12 protein-coding genes and 1 pseudogene are annotated in these 14,728 nt (G+C 72.5%); 5 read left to right on the top strand and 8 right to left on the bottom strand.

Annotated features, from left to right (window positions below; all coding sequences use genetic code 11):
- The 3 genes from ACGFWE_RS21875 to ACGFWE_RS21865 form a co-directional block, all read right to left on the bottom strand.
- Positions 1-474 (bottom strand): roadblock/LC7 domain-containing protein, encoded by a 474-nt coding sequence (locus tag ACGFWE_RS21875; RefSeq protein WP_393601061.1) that lies wholly within the window; start codon positions 472-474, stop codon positions 1-3.
- Positions 471-2,996: a nitrate- and nitrite sensing domain-containing protein gene (locus ACGFWE_RS21870; RefSeq protein ID WP_393601059.1), complete on the bottom strand. Its 2,526-nt coding sequence runs from the start codon at positions 2,994-2,996 to the stop codon at positions 471-473. Before ACGFWE_RS21870 ends, ACGFWE_RS21875 begins: the two co-directional genes overlap by 4 nt.
- Positions 2,997-3,061: 65 nt before the next feature.
- Positions 3,062-3,835, bottom strand: a complete 774-nt coding sequence (locus ACGFWE_RS21865; protein ID WP_352386757.1) for an MHYT domain-containing protein — start codon at positions 3,833-3,835, stop codon at positions 3,062-3,064.
- Between the two features lie 151 nt (positions 3,836-3,986).
- Here ACGFWE_RS21865 and ACGFWE_RS21860 point away from each other — a divergent pair, with 151 nt between their 5' ends.
- Positions 3,987-4,586, top strand: a complete 600-nt coding sequence (locus ACGFWE_RS21860) for a class I SAM-dependent methyltransferase (protein WP_393601057.1) — start codon at positions 3,987-3,989, stop codon at positions 4,584-4,586.
- Positions 4,587-4,592: 6 nt separating this feature from the next.
- On the opposite strand, the pseudogene ACGFWE_RS21855 reads toward ACGFWE_RS21860, so the two are convergent.
- Positions 4,593-4,709: pseudogene (locus ACGFWE_RS21855) on the bottom strand (alpha/beta fold hydrolase); the annotation flags it as partial.
- 14 nt (positions 4,710-4,723) lie between these two features.
- Positions 4,724-6,154 (bottom strand): FAD-dependent oxidoreductase, encoded by a 1,431-nt coding sequence (locus ACGFWE_RS21850; RefSeq protein WP_393601055.1) that lies wholly within the window; start codon positions 6,152-6,154, stop codon positions 4,724-4,726.
- Between the two features lie 195 nt (positions 6,155-6,349).
- On the opposite strand from ACGFWE_RS21850, the gene ACGFWE_RS21845 reads away from it, so the two are divergent.
- A complete protein-coding gene (locus ACGFWE_RS21845; RefSeq protein ID WP_352386762.1) occupies positions 6,350-6,646 on the top strand; it encodes a hypothetical protein in 297 nt (98 codons plus the stop codon).
- Between the two features lie 136 nt (positions 6,647-6,782).
- The gene (locus tag ACGFWE_RS21840; RefSeq protein WP_352386764.1) at positions 6,783-7,775 is read left to right on the top strand and encodes a hypothetical protein; all 993 of its coding nucleotides are present in this window, start codon (positions 6,783-6,785) and stop codon (positions 7,773-7,775) included.
- A gap of 56 nt (positions 7,776-7,831) precedes the next feature.
- Here the strand turns inward: ACGFWE_RS21840 and ACGFWE_RS21835 are convergent, their stop codons facing one another.
- Both ACGFWE_RS21835 and ACGFWE_RS21830 read right to left on the bottom strand, forming a co-directional pair.
- Positions 7,832-8,014 carry a hypothetical protein gene (locus ACGFWE_RS21835; RefSeq protein ID WP_352386765.1) on the bottom strand — a complete coding sequence of 61 codons (183 nt, stop codon included), beginning with the start codon at positions 8,012-8,014 and terminating at the stop codon, positions 7,832-7,834.
- A gap of 130 nt (positions 8,015-8,144) precedes the next feature.
- Positions 8,145-9,203 (bottom strand): fatty acid desaturase family protein, encoded by a 1,059-nt coding sequence (locus tag ACGFWE_RS21830; RefSeq protein ID WP_393601052.1) that lies wholly within the window; start codon positions 9,201-9,203, stop codon positions 8,145-8,147.
- A 298-nt stretch (positions 9,204-9,501) separates the two neighbouring features.
- On the opposite strand from ACGFWE_RS21830, the gene ACGFWE_RS21825 reads away from it, so the two are divergent.
- Together ACGFWE_RS21825 and ACGFWE_RS21820 are read left to right on the top strand one after the other, a co-directional pair.
- Positions 9,502-12,306, top strand: a complete 2,805-nt coding sequence (locus tag ACGFWE_RS21825) for an SNF2-related protein (protein WP_393601050.1) — start codon at positions 9,502-9,504, stop codon at positions 12,304-12,306.
- A complete protein-coding gene (locus ACGFWE_RS21820; protein ID WP_393601048.1) occupies positions 12,303-13,571 on the top strand; it encodes an SWF or SNF family helicase in 1,269 nt (422 codons plus the stop codon). The genes ACGFWE_RS21825 and ACGFWE_RS21820 overlap by 4 nt, the downstream gene beginning before the upstream one ends.
- Here ACGFWE_RS21820 and ACGFWE_RS21815 read toward each other — a convergent pair.
- Positions 13,551-14,726 carry a cytochrome P450 gene (locus tag ACGFWE_RS21815; RefSeq protein ID WP_393601046.1) on the bottom strand — a complete coding sequence of 392 codons (1,176 nt, stop codon included), beginning with the start codon at positions 14,724-14,726 and terminating at the stop codon, positions 13,551-13,553. The two genes, ACGFWE_RS21820 and ACGFWE_RS21815, sit on opposite strands and share 21 nt — an antisense overlap.
- Between the last annotated feature and the right edge of the window lie 2 nt (positions 14,727-14,728).

The raw sequence follows: 14,728 nt of genomic DNA, 5'->3' as shown, positions 1-14,728 counted from the left end.
TCATCCGGCGGCGGGCGGTCGCGCGCCCACGCGCGGTGGCGTGTAGAGGTGCTCGCCGACCCGCTTGACCAGGCGTGCCATCTCGTAGGCGACGAGGCCTATGTCCGCGGTCACCGCGGTGAGAACGGCGAGACAGGAGCCGTCTCCCGCGGCGGCAACGAACAGGAATCCGTCGTCCATCTCGACCATGGTCTGGCGCACTCCCCCGGCGCCGAAGTGCCGGCCCGCGCCCTTGGCCAGACTGTGGAAACCGGAGGAGACCGCGGCGAGGTGTTCCGCGTCCTCACGGCGCAGGTCCGTCGAAGAGCCCACGGCGAGGCCGTCGTTGGAGAGCACCACGGCATGCCGTACCTCGCTCACGCGCAGCACCAGGTCGTCCAGCAGCCAGTCGAGTTCGCCGGACCTGCCCCATTCCCGGTTGCGCTCGCGCGGGGGGACCCCCATGTCGGCCCTCATGTTCGGGTCCTGGATCATCCTCGGTCTCCTTCGCTGCTGTCTCTGCCCGCTGGGGAATCTGGGGTGGCACCGCGCCCGGGCCGCCTGCCGCCGCCGCGCGCCCAGCCGTCCCGGTACGCCGCCATCCGGTCCCGGACGGTTTCGGGTGTACGGCCTTCGTCGTCCCGGCGGTCTGCTGCCGGGGCCGGTTCCTCGGAGCGCTGCTCGCGCAACTGGGGAGCCAGGCTCGCCTGCCGTACCCGGCGGGGAAGGTCGTCGGACTCCTCCGGTTCGTCGGGCGGCCGGTGCAGACGCAGGGCGGTGACGCCGGAGGGCGGTGCCTCGGCAGTTCCCCGATCGGCGGCGGCTGTCAAGGGAGCCACCAGGGCGGGGCGCTCGGCCGGGGCGGGGACGGACTCCTGGTCCCGTTCGGCGGCGGCCACGCGCGCGTACTCGCGTTCCGTGAGCCGTTCCCGGTCGGTGGCCTTGGCGGGGGAACGTTCCGCCGCCTTGATGTGCAGCAGCGCCGTGGGCAGCAGGACGACCGCGGTGGTGCCGCCGTAGGGCGAGGTGCGCAGGTGCACCTTGATGCCGTGCCGCGCCGCGAGCCTGCTGACCACGAACAGGCCCAGCTGGTCGCTGTCGAACAGGTCGAGCGCCTCGGACTGTTCGATGCGCCGGTTGGCCTCCGCGAGGGTCTCCTTGCCCATACCCAGACCACGGTCCTCGACCTCGACGGCGTAACCGTTGCCGACGGGTTCGCCGGTGACACGCACGCGTGTGTGGGGCGGTGAGAACTGGGCGGCGTTCTCGATGATCTCGGCCAGCAGGTGCGTGAGGTCGGCGACCGCCGCGCCGACGACGGAGGCGTCCGGCAGCTGACGCACCTCCACGCGCGCGTAGTCCTCGACCTCGGAGACGGCCGCGCGGACCACGTTGGTCAGTGAGACCGGCATGCGCCAGGCGCGGCCGGGTGCCGCTCCGGAGAGGATGATCAGGCTCTCCGCGTGGCGGCGCATGCGGGTGGTGAGGTGGTCGAGCCGGAAGAGGTCGCTCAGTTCGTTGGGGTCGTCGGAGCGGCGTTCCATGCTGTCGAGCAGGCTGAGCTGGCGGTGGACGAGGATCTGGCTGCGGCGGGCGAGGTTGACGAATACCCCGGAGATGCCGCTGGCGAGTTCGGCGCGCTCCACCGCGGCCCGCAGCGCGGCGCGGTGCACGGTGTTCAGGGCCTCGGCGACCTGGCCGGCCTCGTCCTCCGCGGGCGGTCCGGGTGGGGCCTCGGACCGGATGTCGATCTCGTCGCCTGCGCGCAGCCGCTCCATGGCCTCCGGGAGTTTGCGGCGGGCGATCTCCAGGGCGCTGTTGCGCAGGCTCACGAGCTCGACGACGAGGCCGCGACCGATGCGCACGGAGATGACGAGCGACGCGGCGACGGCGATCAGGCCGAGCAGCACCGCGGCCCCGGCCGGGGTGAGCAGACCCCGGGTGAACGGGTCGGCACGGTGGGCGACCCCGCTGCCCGCCGCCTCTTCGACGGCCCGCATGCCGTCCTGCACACGCGTGTGCCCTGCCCGCCAGGTGGCCTCCGGCGTCGACTCGACGGCGCGGACGCCGGGAGCGGCGGCCAGTATCCGGTCCTCTGCGGCGGTCACGGTGGCGTAGGCGCCGCTGCCGGCGATCTTCTGCCAGGCGGCGCGGTCGGAGCCGCGCAGGTCGGTCACGGCCGCCTCGGTGAGGGTCCGGCGGGTGTCGACGGCCCCGGTGAACAGCCGCAGCCGTTCTCCGGCGAGGACGCCCGCCAGCCGCGCGCTCGACAGTACGACGTCCTCCTGGGCCAGTGACTCGCCCGCGCGGGAGAACTCGAGCAGCACGCGCGCGTCGGAGCCGAGCTCGGCGTCCTGGATGCCGGTGAGGGCACCGCCCACCGCGAAGGCGCCGGCGATGGTCCTGGTGTAGCGGCCGTACGTCTCGTCCCACCCGGCGCTGCGGTCCAGCACGGCGGCGCGCACGGAGCGCAGCCCTTCCGCGCCGGTCACGAAGGCTTCGAGGCGCTGGGCGACACCGGCGGGGAGCTCCTCGCCGTCGGCGACGGTGTTGTCGTCGCCGAGCCGCAGTCGTGCCACGGCCTGGTCGGTGCGCTCGGCGAGCTTGCGGAGGTCGTCGCTCTGCGCGGCGGACGGATCGGTCGCGTAACGGACGGCGGCGGCACGCTCCGTCTGGAGCGCGGTCACGGTGTCGGCGACGGGCGAGCGGACGGCGTCGTCCACGCGTTGCAACTGCCGCAGCCGGGACACGTCCTGGGCGGTGCTGACGGTGGCGTACGCCCACAGCGCGAGCAGTGAGACGACGGGCACCATGAGCAGGCAGACGATCTTGGCGCGGACCGTGCGGGGGCGTATCCGCCAGGGTCCCGCGTGCACGGGTATGTCCTCGGCCGGAGGACCCACGGGGTCGTCCGGGCTTTCGTCGGCCGGTGGTCCGGCATGTGCGCGACGCCCGCGCGCGGGTGTCTGGTGCGGCGACTCGGCGCCGGCTCTGGGGGTCCTACGCGATGTACGCATGGCCTCCTCGCTCGGGAGTGGTTCGGGGGGCGTGTCGTCGGGCCGTCCGGGGCCCGGGTCCGCCGCTAGGAGGTGACGCTCTCGACCGTGCGCTGGGCCGAGGCGGTTGCCTCGCGCTCTCCTGTCGTGGGAGACAGCGCGACGAAGGCCGAGGTCAGGAACAGGTAGGAGCCGAGTCCGACGGCGAGCGGGAAGATGAACTGCATCGCCGTCGCCCCGGGCAGGACGCCGCCGGAGGGCGAGACCCGCACGCTCACCGCGAACATCCCGGTGTAGTGCATGCTGCTGACCGCTGCGCCCATGATCAGGGAGGCGATGGTGACGGCGACGGGCGACTTGATGTTGAGCGCCGCCCACAGGGCCGCCGTCGCCGCGACGACGGCGATGAGGACGGAGAGTCCGACGAGGACAGGGTCGTACTGGACGCTGCCGTGCAGCCGCACGGCGGCCATGCCCAGGTAGTGCATGCTCGCCACGCCCAGGCCGGTGGTGAGTCCGCCCAGGAAGAGCGCGCGGACCCGGTCATGGCTGTAGCCGACCGCGAAGACGCCGGCGGAGACGACGACCATCGCGACCAGGAGGCTCGCAATGGTCCGTGGTACGTCGTAGCGGATGTCGGTGCCGCTGACGCTGAAGCCGAGCATGGCCACGAAGTGCATGGTCCAGATGCCGGTCGCGATGGCCGAGGCCGCGGTGACGAGCCAGTTGCGGCGCGAACGTCCGGTGGCTCCGAGGGCACGCATGGTGCAGCGCAGGCCGAGCGCGGCGCCGATACAGGCCATGACGTACGAAAGCGTGGGCGTCAGCCAGCCCAGGGCTGCGTGGTCCAGGTGTCCCATGGCCAAGGGACGCTAGCCGGGGCAGGGGCGCACAAAGAGGGCGCATTTCGAAAGGTGTTGCAATCTGGCGCAAGATGCGTCTGAACGATCGCGTCACGTTCGAACGTGTGCACCGCGCCTTCATCCCTGTCGGTGAGGGACCATGCGGAGCATGAGCGACGACCACACACACGTTCAGGACTTCTTCTCGCCCCGTGCCGCCGACTGGGACAGCCGGTTCCCGGACGACGGTCCGGCCTACGCCGCCGCGGTCACGGAACTCGGTCTGCGCGAGGGCGACCGCGTGCTCGACGCCGGCTGCGGCACCGGACGGGCCCTGCCGCCCCTGCGTACGGCCGTGGGGCGCTCGGGAGTGGTCGTGGGGGCCGATCTGACCCCGGCCATGCTGGAAGCCGCCGTACGGGCCGGCAGGGACGGGGACGGACAGCTGCTGCTCGCCGACGTGGCCGCCCTGCCGCTCCGCTCCGGCTCGCTCGACGCCGTCTTCGGAGCGGGACTGATCTCCCATCTGCCCCGGCCTGCCGACAATCTGCGCGAGTTGGCCCGGGTGGTACGGCCCGGTGGCGTCCTGGCCCTGTTCCACCCGATCGGCAGGGCGGCGCTGGCCGCGCGCCAGGGGCGGCGGATCACCCCTGAGGACCTGCGCGCGGAGCCCAACCTTCGTCCTCTGCTTGCCGGTTCCGGATGGCGCATGACGTCGTACGTCGACGAGGACTCCCGCTTCCTGGCCCTGGCCGTCCACGAGGACTGAACGCGTTCACGTCGTCCCGGCGACCGCCGCGACGAAGGCGTCGGGGTTGTCGAACATGACGTTGTGCCCGGCGCCGGGGACAGTCACCACACGCACGCCGGCCGTCTCCAGCGTCTTTCGTCCGCGTGTGCCGAGCACTACGCCCGGGACGACCCGGTCTCCTCCGGCGTCTCGGGCGGCTCGGTCGGGGTCGGCGCAGGTGGGCCGAAGAGGACGGCCCTGGCCACGGGCGGGGCGAACAGGGCGGTGACGGGTTCGGAGAGGGTCACGACGGCGCGGAAGGCCCGCCCCACCACCGGGTCGCCGGGGGCGCGCTCCTGGACGCGGCTCAGGTACCACCCCGCGAGCCGGTCCCCGGGGCCGCCGTCGATCGCGGTGCCGACCGCGCCCGGCATCTTGCGGTCCGCGCCGGCGGAGATGTCCCACGCGAGCCGGGACGCCGCGAGGAGCGCTTGCTGCACGCGCCGCGTGGTGGGCGTCCGGCGCCGGTCGGCCAGCACGTCACGCAGGGCGACCGCGCTCATGGCGGCTACGGCCATGCCCTGCCCGTAGATCGGGTTGAAGGTGCACAGGGCGTCGCCGGTGGCGAGAAAGCCCGCCGGATGGCCGGGAAGGTCGTAGCGTCGGCGGATGTTCGAGGTCCGGCGGAAGCCGAACGGCGGGGAGAGCGGCTCGGCCTCCTCCAGCCACCGGTGCAGGAGCGGATGCGGCAACCTCTTGGCGTACGTCACGAACTCGTCGTCGCCGGTGGGTGGTTCGTTGCCGCGCAGCCCCGAGACGATCACCAGGTGGCTGCCGTCCTCCAGGGGCAGTGCGCCACCGGCGTGCACCTGTTCGGGATCGGGATACACGTAGTAGCCGCGGGTCTCGCCGTCGAGTGCGCCGTTCGTGCCGCGGTAGACGCGGGAGGCGTAGGCGAGTCCGGTGTCGATGGTCTCCTCGCGCGGGCGCTCGGCGCCGATCGCCGCGAGCCACTGCGGGGCCTTCGTGCCGCTGCCGGAGGCGTCGACGACCAGGTCGGCCTCCAGGGGACGGGGCTCCGCGCGGGTGTCGCCGGAGCGGTCCCGCACCAGCACGCCCCGCACGCGCGTGGCGTCGCCGAGGAACCCGATGACGTCGGTGCCCTCCCGCACGCTGATCACCGGGTTGGCGAGAACCCGCCGCCGCACCAGTTCCTCGAGCTGCGCGCGGGAGCCGGTGTGGATGTGTGTCGTCGCGAGCACGCGCCTGAACCAGCGGCCGCTCTGCCACAGCACCATGTCGGCCGGCATGCCCACCCGAGGCGCTCCCGCCTCCCGCAGCTCCGCCACGTACCCCGGCAGCAGTGACTCCAGGGCCGTCTGTCCGCCCTGGAGCAGAACATGCGGGTGACGGCCCTGCGGCACGCCGGGCCGCGGCCTCGCGCCCTCCGGGAACCGGTCGCGCTCGAGGATGGTCACCCGGTCTGCGTGCCCGGCCAGGACGTGCGCCGCGAAAAGCCCTGCGAGGCTCCCGCCGACGACGACGGCGTGCCGTCCGCCCCTGCCGCCGCCTTCTCCCCGACCGCCCGTCTCTCCGGCAGAATTCACCGATCACTCCCCCTGGTCGCCGTTCGCGAGAAGACACAAGTATCTCGTCCCGCCCACCTGGTTGACCGTTTTCCGGCCCTTCTGAGCGACACGGGAACTCCGGCCCTCTTCTGCGGCCAAAGCTCCGACTCTACGTTGAGGAGCAGAAGATGAACGTTCGACGGGATCACGTCACGCAGGGGGAAGGTGGTCGGCATGTGGGCCAGGATCCGCAGGTACAGCGCCGGGTTCGTCAATTCGTTGCGCATCGAGGCGCCCACCGGTCGGCAGGCCGGCACGCACAATCTCTTCGAGGCCGCCGCCGCGTACGTCTCGGCCTGCGCGGAGGACGATCAGGACCGTATCGACGAGGCTTCGGCCTGGGTCTCGCCGGAAGCCCTGTCGTTCGGGGTCAACGAGCTCGCGTGCCGGGCCGTCATCGCCCTCGCGCGGGAGCGCGACGAGTCGCCGGGTACGGTGGCCCGTGCGCTCCTCGGACTGCCGGCGGCCTGAGCGGTCGGCAAGTGAGGGTCGATTCGCCCCCGTCCAGCCGGAAAACTGCAGCTCCGGGTGTTCTTGTGAGTCGTGACAAGCGCCTTCCGCGCACACTAAGGTGCGCGCCGTTGGACGAACCGATGGGGAGGCTGGGATGGCCGGGACGGACGAGGACGCCGTCGCCGCCGCGGACGACGCGCTCTATGTGCTGACGGCGGTGCTGTTGACGCCGGCGAAGTTCCCGAGCGTGCTGGGCGACGATTATCCGGAGGCCTGCGCGGCGCTCGGTCTGGCGCCGCTGGCCGACGGGTACGGCCTGGTCATGGGCCAGGACGGCAGTGGCGCCCGGTGGACGGTCGTCATCGACGACGTCTCGCTGGTCGCCGTCGCCATCGCGTCCTGGGACTGCGGCATGGAGTACGACCTGTCGCCCGACGAGCGCTCGGTCGTGGCCGCCCTGCCCGGTTGGCCGCTCGCGGTCGCCGTCGCCGCGCCCGGTGTGCCTGCGCCGCACGACCCCGATCCCGAGGCCGGCGACGGCCCGCCGCTGACGCCGCCGGACACGTCGACGTGGGGATCCGCGCAGCGGCGTCTGGGTGCCGATGAGATCGCGCTCAGGTGGGCGATGTGGCGGGGCCAGATCGACGACGCGAGCTTCGCGAGGCCGAACGGCGGGTCGGCGGGGGGCGACCAGGCCATGGTCGGTCGGACCGTGGACGGCGAGATCGCGGATCGCGTGACCACGGGCGGCGACGCCTTGTCCCGCGATGTCTCACAGGACCAGGCCACGAACGGTGCGGCCGCGCGCGACAGTGCTGCGGGAGCCAGTGCCGCGGGACACGCGGCCTCGGATGTGGCCGAGAAGGAAGGCCCCAAGGGCCACAGCGGCGTCCGGCGTGTCCTCGCGGAGGCTCGCGCCTACGTGGATTCGCCGCCGCCGCTCGGGCGGGTGCGGTCGTCCTTCGCCTCGGGCCACGCGCGGATGCTGCGCGCCGACGGTCCCGGCTGGTCACTGGTGGCCAGGACCGACGACATCGCGTTCGTGCTGCTCGACGACGAGCCCGGAGAGGTCCTGCCGGTGGGCCGGGGCCCGGAGCTGCCGGGACTGCTGGAAGCGCTCGACAAGATGGCCGTACGTCCCAGCTGAGCCGCCACGCCGCACCGTCCGGGTCTGTCGGATCCCGGCCGGTGCGGGCGGGTGCGTCAGCGGCCGAGTTCCTTGCGGGTCACGCGCCGCAGCCTGCGCCGCTGTGAGGGGTCCAGGGTGAGGTACGCGGCGGCCGGGACTCCCACGATGATCAGGAACGCGGCCCACCACGGCAGCCAGATCAGCAGGAGCAGCCCGACCGCCACTCCCCCAGCGGCGATCTTCGCCTTCTTCGACATGTGCGTCGCCTCCTTCGCGGCGGTTGCCGCTCTCTGTCCAGAAGAACGGGTCCGTGCTTCCTGCAGTTCCGCACCGCGCCCCTGAGACATCCCTGAGAACTCCCCCTGAGACGCCCCGGATGCGCGCCTCCTAGCGGTCCGCCCGCAGCGGCTCGCCCACCTTGTGCATGTGGCCCAGGGCCTGTCGGTAGGAGTCGACGAGCCCGGTCTCCGTGTAAGGGATACCCAGATCCCTGCAGTGGGCGCGCACCAGCGGCTGCGCGAGGCGCAGATGCGGCCGGGGCATGCTGGGGAAGAGGTGGTGCTCGATCTGGTAGTTGAGGCCGCCGAGGAACCAGTCGGTGAGGGTGCCGCCGCGGATGTTGCGGGAGGTGAGCACCTGGCGGCGCAGGTGACCCCAGGACTCGCCGTCCGGGTCCGGCATCTCCATGCCCTTGTGGTTGGGGGCGAAGGCCATTCCGAGGTGCAGGCCGAACAGCGCCTGGTGGATCGCCGCGAAGGCGAGCGCCTTTCCGGGAGACATGACGGTCAGCAGCAGCGTGGCGTAGGCGGCGACGTGGCTCACCAGGAGAGCACCCTCGACGGCACGCTCCCCCGGCGCCTGTCGGCGCAGGGCCCGGAATCCCTGGATTTTCAGGGCGATGCCTTCGAGGAGGGTGAGCGGGAAGAACAGCCAGGCCTGGTGGCGGGTGAGCCGGCGCCTGAAGCCGGTGCGTACCGTCGCCTGTTCACCGGTGAAGACGAGGATGTCGGCGGCGACATCGGGATCCTTGTCGATGTGGTTGGGGTTGGCGTGGTGGCGGTTGTGTTTGTGGTTCCACCAGGAGTAGCTCATCCCGAGCAGCAGGTTGCCGTGGATCAGACCGATGAGGCTGCCGGTCGCCTTGTCGCCGGTGATCTGCGCGTGGCCCGCGTCGTGCCCTATGAAGGCGGTGCGGGCGCAGAACACGGCGAGAAGCGGCGCCAGCAGCAGAGTTCGCCAGGAGTCGCCGGACAGGGCTACGGCCGTGACGAGGCCGGCGAGGGCGAGCGCGTTGACGGCGATGGCCCGGACGTACCAGTCGGGGCGGCGGTCCAGGAGGCCCTGGCTCTTCACCGCGCGCAGGAGGGGTGAGAACTCGCTTTGGCCGGGCGAGGAGCCGGACGTACCGCGCGGGTGGGGTGCGACGGTTGTGGCGCTCTGGGGCATGTCCGGACTCCGGCTCTCTCAGGAAACGCGCTGACCTGAGGAAACGTACGAGCCGATGGCCTGTCGAGACCATGCGGCGACCCCCCGTGCAGGGACGGGGGCCAGCACCGGGCGCATAGGGGGGTTGACAACACCACCGCGCGAATGTGATGCAGGGCACTGCCCTGAAGGCCTGTGAGGTGATGTACTCTCGACCACTTCGACGACGTAGTCAAGTTTGAGGAGTCCCGCGATCTCTGCCCAGAGGTTTCCTGCGGCATCACCGTCCGAGATCTCCGAACTGGCGTCGTGCTGCGCCGTGTTCGTGCCCGGCGACCCGGCCCGCACCGGCAGTGTGGCCTTCTGGCGGCCCGACGGCGCCCCTCCTCCCGCTGTCGCGGCGGGGACGGCCGAGGACCTGGCGCTCGTGAGGCCCGGCGACGGCGGTGTGGAGCTGGTGAGGCTTCCCGCGGTGCTGCTCCCGGTGCACGCCGCCCTGCCGGTCCTCACGCGTGCGCGTACCTCCGCGGACGGGCACCGGGCCAGCGTCTTCTGGGGTGCCGCGGGCGTGCTGGCCCTGCAGTGCGTGGCACGGGGGCTGCTGTTGCCCGGCCTGTCCCCCACCGATCACGACGCCTGGCGCGTGGGTCCCCTGGGCGCCGCGGACGTCGAGCGGGTCCGCCGGCTCGCCGCGGCGATGCCGCCCGAGGCGCACGCCGTACCGCTGAGCACCGCAGAACCCCTGCGGCTGCCCGATCCCGAACAGTTGCTGCGCGCCTTCCTGGACGCGGTCGCCGACGCTCTGCCCCGCTCCCCCGCGGCGCCCCTCGTGACGGGCGGACCCGCCTACGCCGCCCAGGAACCTCGGCATGTGCCCGAGCAGCGGGCGTGGGCGGGGGATGTCGCCGCGGGACACGACGCGGGCGTACGCGTCTCGTTGCGGATCGAGGTGCGCGGCCTGACCGGTGATGGCGGCCTAACCGGTGATCGAGGCCTGACCGGTGATCAGGCGCCCGCCTTCCGGGCCGTGCTCCAGGTGCACAGCGTGAGCGATCCGACGATCGTGGCGGGCGCAGCCGATGTGTGGGGCGGGGCCACCGCCTTCGGCCCGCACGCGCGCATGGACGGCCTGCTCGCGCTCCGCAGGGCCGCACGCGCATGGCCCCCGCTCGCCCCGCTGCTCTCGGCGGCCGTCCCGGACGCGGTCGAACTCGCCGACGAGGAGATCACCGAACTGCTGGGAGCCGGCGCGCGAGCTCTCGCCGACCTGGGCGTCGAGGTGCACTGGCCGAAGGACATGGCCAGAAGACTCACCACGCGCGCGATGGTCGGTCCGCCGGACCACGACCGGGCACCCTCGGACACCGAGTCGTTCCTGTCCGCCGACGCCCTGCTCGCGTTCGACTGGTCGTTCGCGCTGGGCGACCGGCAGCTCACGCGCGAGGAACTGGACCGGCTCGCCGAGGCCAACCGCCCGGTGGTGCGGCTGCGTGACCAGTGGGTGCTGGTCGACCCTCAGGAGGCGCGCCGGGCCCGCGCCCGGCAGGACCACAAGGTGACACCCGTCGACGCCCTGAGGGCCGCTCTGACGGGCTCCGCCGAGGTCGACGGCCACCTGGTCGACGTACAGCCCACCGGGTGGCTGGCAGCCCTGCGGGACCGGCTTGCGGACCCGGAGGCCCAGGAGCCGGTCCCGCAACCCGCCGCACTCGCGGCGACCCTCAGGGACTACCAGCGCCGGGGGCTGAGCTGGCTGGCCCGTATGACGTCCTCGGGCCTCGGCTGCTGTCTGGCCGACGACATGGGACTCGGCAAGACGATCACCCTGATCGCGCTGCATCTGCACCGGCAGACCGACGCGGCGACCGCCGGTCCCACCCTCGTGGTGTGTCCGACGTCGCTGATGGGCAACTGGCAGCGCGAGATCGAGAGGTTCGCACCGGGTACGCCCGTGCGCCGCTTCCACGGTCCACGGCGTGAGCTCGACGGCCTGGCGGACGGGGAGTTCGTGCTCACCACGTACGGCACGATGCGCCTGGACGCGTCCCGGCTCGCCGAAGCCTCGTGGGGGATGCTCGTGGCGGACGAGGCGCAGCACGTGAAGAACCCGTACGCGGCGACCGCCCGGGCGCTGCGCTCGATCGGGGCACGCGCACGCGTGGCGCTCACCGGAACCCCGGTCGAGAACAACCTGTCGGAGCTGTGGGCGATCCTCGACTGGACGACCCCGGGTCTGCTGGGCAGGCTCGGCACGTTCCGGTCCCGGTACGCGCAGGCCGTCGAGAGCGGTCGGGACCCGGCCGCCGCGGAGCGTCTGGCCCGGCTGGTGCGCCCCTACCTGCTGCGGCGCCGCAAGTCGGATCCGGGAATCGCCCCGGAGCTGCCGCCGAAGACCGAGACCGACCGCGCCGTGTCGCTCACCCCGGAACAGACCGGCCTGTACGAGGCCGTGGTGCGCGAGACCCTGGCGGAGATCTCCGGGGCGGACAGCATGGCGCGGCGCGGGCTGATCGTGAAACTGCTGACCGGGCTGAAGCAGATCTGCAACCACCCGGCGCAGTTCCTCAAGGAGGAGGAGCCGAGGATCGCCGGCCGTTCCGGCAAGCTGGAGCTGCTGGACGAGCTCCTCGACACCATCGTCGCCGAAGGAGCGAGCGTCCTTGTGTTCACGCAGTACGTGCGCATGGCCCGTCTCATCGAGCGGCATCTCGCGGCGCGTGGCGTGCCGTCGCAGTTCCTGCACGGCGGGACGCCGGTCGCCCGGCGTGAGGCGTTGGTGCGCCGGTTCCAGGAGGGTGAGGTGCCCGTGTTCCTGTTGTCGTTGAAGGCGGCGGGCACCGGCCTGAACCTCACCCGGGCCGAGCACGTCGTGCACTACGACCGCTGGTGGAACCCTGCCGTCGAGGCGCAGGCCACCGACCGCGCGTACCGCATCGGCCAGACACGTCCCGTGCAGGTGCACCGTCTGATCGCCGAGGGGACGGTCGAGGACCGCATCGCCGACATGCTGCGCCGAAAACGGGAGTTGGCGGACGCCGTGCTCGGCTCCGGCGAGGCGGCACTGACCGAGCTGACGGACGCCGAGCTGGCCGATCTGGTGGAACTGCGAGGGGGCGTTCGATGACCGGACACGAGGGTGACGCGGAGCGCACGTTCGCGGCGCTGCCGCCCGCGCACGGACGGGGCTTCGCGCAGACGTGGTGGGGCATGGCCTGGCTGCGGGCCCTGGAGGACGCCGCGCTGGACTCGGGCCAGGTGAAGACGGGCCGCAAGCTCGCACGCGCGGGCGCGGTGGGCGCGGTGTCGGTACGTCCCGGGCGCATCACGGCCGTCGTGCAGGACCGAGACCGCACCACGCACCGCGCCGACGTCCTGCTGGCCGAACTGTCGGCCGAGCAGTGGGACCACCTCCTCGACATGGCCGTCGAACGGGCGGGGCACGTCGCGGCGCTGCTGGACCGCGAGATGCCGCCGCACCTCGTGGAGGACGCGGCGTCCGCGGGCATCGAGCTCCTGCCGGGGCTGGGCGATCTGGAACCGGAGTGCGACTGCGACGCCTGGGACCACTGCGGCCACACGGCTGCCCTCTGCTATCAGATGGCCCGGCTGCTGGACCAGGACCCCTTCGTGCTGCTGCTGATGCGCGGTCGCGGCGAACATGCCCTCCTGGAAGACCTGCGGGCCCGCAGCGCCGTGCCCGCGGAGGAAGCTCCCGAAACGGAAGGGGTGGCTGCCGTCGAGGCGTATGCGACCGGTGACATCCTTCCGCCCCTTCCCGCGCCCCCGGAGCTGCCCGAGGAGCCCGGCCTGCCGCCCTCGCTGGACACCGAGGCCCCGCCGGGACCGGGAGTCGACCCGGTCGCCGTCCGCCATCTGGCCGCCCGGACCGCCGTAGAGGCACATCGGCTGCTCGCGGAGGCTCTTCGGCCACCGTCCGATCGCCCCGTCCTGGTACCCGAATTGACGGTTGCCCAGGACGCGGTACGTCTTGCCGTCGCCGCGCCCGACCAGGCACTGACGGAACGGCTCGCCGCCGGATCGGGCCGCGATCCGCAGTCGCTGGCGGACGCCACGCGCGCGTGGGAGCTCGGTGGTGCGGACGCGCTGTCCGTCCTGGAGGACGAATGGGAGCCTTCGGGCGGCGCACTCGCACGCGCGCGTGCCGCTCTGGGCTCGGCCTGGGACGAGGACGAACGACCGTCACTAAGGGCGGAGGGGAACCGCTGGACGGCCCTCGACGCTCCGGCCCAGGTGCGCCTGGGGCGGGACGGACGGTGGTGGCCGTACCGCCGGGAGCAGCGACGCTGGGTACTCGCGGGCCCGGCGGCCCTTGATCCGGCGACGGCTCTGGCCTCGCTGGAAATCGCCTCAGCCGAACCGCAGCGGTAGTTCTGCCAGGCCCCGCAGGAGTGTGCTGCTGCGCCAGGTCAACGTACCCGGATCGGTCGCGAAGGCGAGAGCGGGCCGGTGGCGCAGCAGCAGGCGCAGTGCGACGGCCGCCTCCGCGCGGGCCAGCGGGGCGCCCAGGCAGTGGTGCGGACCGTGGCCGAACGCCAGGTGCCCACGCGTGGGACGCCGTAGGTCGAAGCGGTCGGGGTCGGGAAAACGCAGCGGATCGCGGGAGGCCGCGGCGAGCGAGACCTGCACGGAGTCGCCCACCTGGATCCGGGTGCCGTCGATGTCGAGCGGCTCGGCCGCGAAGCGGAACGCGGTGGCGTGGACCGGTGAGTTGTAGCGCAGGGACTCCTCGACGGCCGGGCCGGTGAGGTCCGGTTCGGCGCGCAGCAGGGCGAGTTGGTCCGGGTGGGCCAGCAGCGCGTGGACGGTGCCGGAGATCAGGTCGACGGTCGTCTCGTGGCCGGCTACGAGGATCAGGAACGCCATGCCGAGGAGCTCTTCGGAGGTGAGGTCCGAGGCTGCCACGAGATCACCGAGCAGACCTGTCGCCCGCCGTTCGCGAGCTCGGGCGAGCAGGCCGGCGAGGTATTCCTCCAGTGAGGCTGCGGCAGCGGTCGCCGTCTCGGCCGAGGCGGGCATGACGAGTTCGTCGGCCCAGGTGTGGAACGGCGCGCGGTCGGCCGCGGGCACCTCCAGAAGGTCACAGATCACCGTGACCGGCAGCGGCAACGCGTACCTGGCGACCAGGTCCGCCGTTCCCCGTTCCGGCAGCGCGTCCAGGAGTTCGAGGGCTGTGGCTTCGATGCCAGGTCGAAGCGCGGTGATCCTGCCCGGCGTGAAGTGAGCCGCCACCAGTCGACGCAGCCGGGTGTGCTGCGGAGGGTCGCTCTGGAGCATGTTGCGGCCGACGGCGTGTCCGCCGTCGCTGCGCCAGGACGAGGAATGGCGAATGTCGTTGCGCAGGCGCGGGTCGGTCAGCGCGGCTCGCGCCGCGTCATGGGCGACGACGAGCCAACTCTCACCACTTCCGGGCACGAGGACGCGGTGCACGGGGCCCTTGGTCCGCAGCGCGGCGTAGACGGGGTACGGGTTCGAGGCGAAGTCATGGCCGCCCGGGGTCAGCTCCTCCAGAGTAGGCGCGGACACGG

Source organism: Streptomyces sp. NPDC048523 (genome assembly GCF_043199815.1).
In the GTDB taxonomy this organism is placed as follows: Bacteria; Actinomycetota; Actinomycetes; order Streptomycetales; family Streptomycetaceae; genus Streptomyces.
Note: the sequence above shows the minus strand (reverse complement) of the source record. Positions and strands in the feature narration are given on the sequence as shown.

Excerpts from the sequence above, each read along its gene's own strand:
- ACGFWE_RS21875 (WP_393601061.1), bottom strand. The coding sequence starts at position 474 with ATGATCCAGGACCCGAACATGAGGGCCGACATGGGGGTCCCCCCGCGC.
- ACGFWE_RS21870 (WP_393601059.1), bottom strand. The coding sequence starts at position 2,996 with ATGCGTACATCGCGTAGGACCCCCAGAGCCGGCGCCGAGTCGCCGCAC.
- ACGFWE_RS21865 (WP_352386757.1), bottom strand. The coding sequence starts at position 3,835 with ATGGGACACCTGGACCACGCAGCCCTGGGCTGGCTGACGCCCACGCTT.
- ACGFWE_RS21860 (WP_393601057.1), top strand. The coding sequence starts at position 3,987 with ATGAGCGACGACCACACACACGTTCAGGACTTCTTCTCGCCCCGTGCC.
- ACGFWE_RS21845 (WP_352386762.1), top strand. The coding sequence starts at position 6,350 with ATGTGGGCCAGGATCCGCAGGTACAGCGCCGGGTTCGTCAATTCGTTG.
- ACGFWE_RS21840 (WP_352386764.1), top strand. The coding sequence starts at position 6,783 with ATGGCCGGGACGGACGAGGACGCCGTCGCCGCCGCGGACGACGCGCTC.
- ACGFWE_RS21835 (WP_352386765.1), bottom strand. The coding sequence starts at position 8,014 with ATGTCGAAGAAGGCGAAGATCGCCGCTGGGGGAGTGGCGGTCGGGCTG.
- ACGFWE_RS21830 (WP_393601052.1), bottom strand. The coding sequence starts at position 9,203 with ATGCCCCAGAGCGCCACAACCGTCGCACCCCACCCGCGCGGTACGTCC.
- ACGFWE_RS21820 (WP_393601048.1), top strand. The coding sequence starts at position 12,303 with ATGACCGGACACGAGGGTGACGCGGAGCGCACGTTCGCGGCGCTGCCG.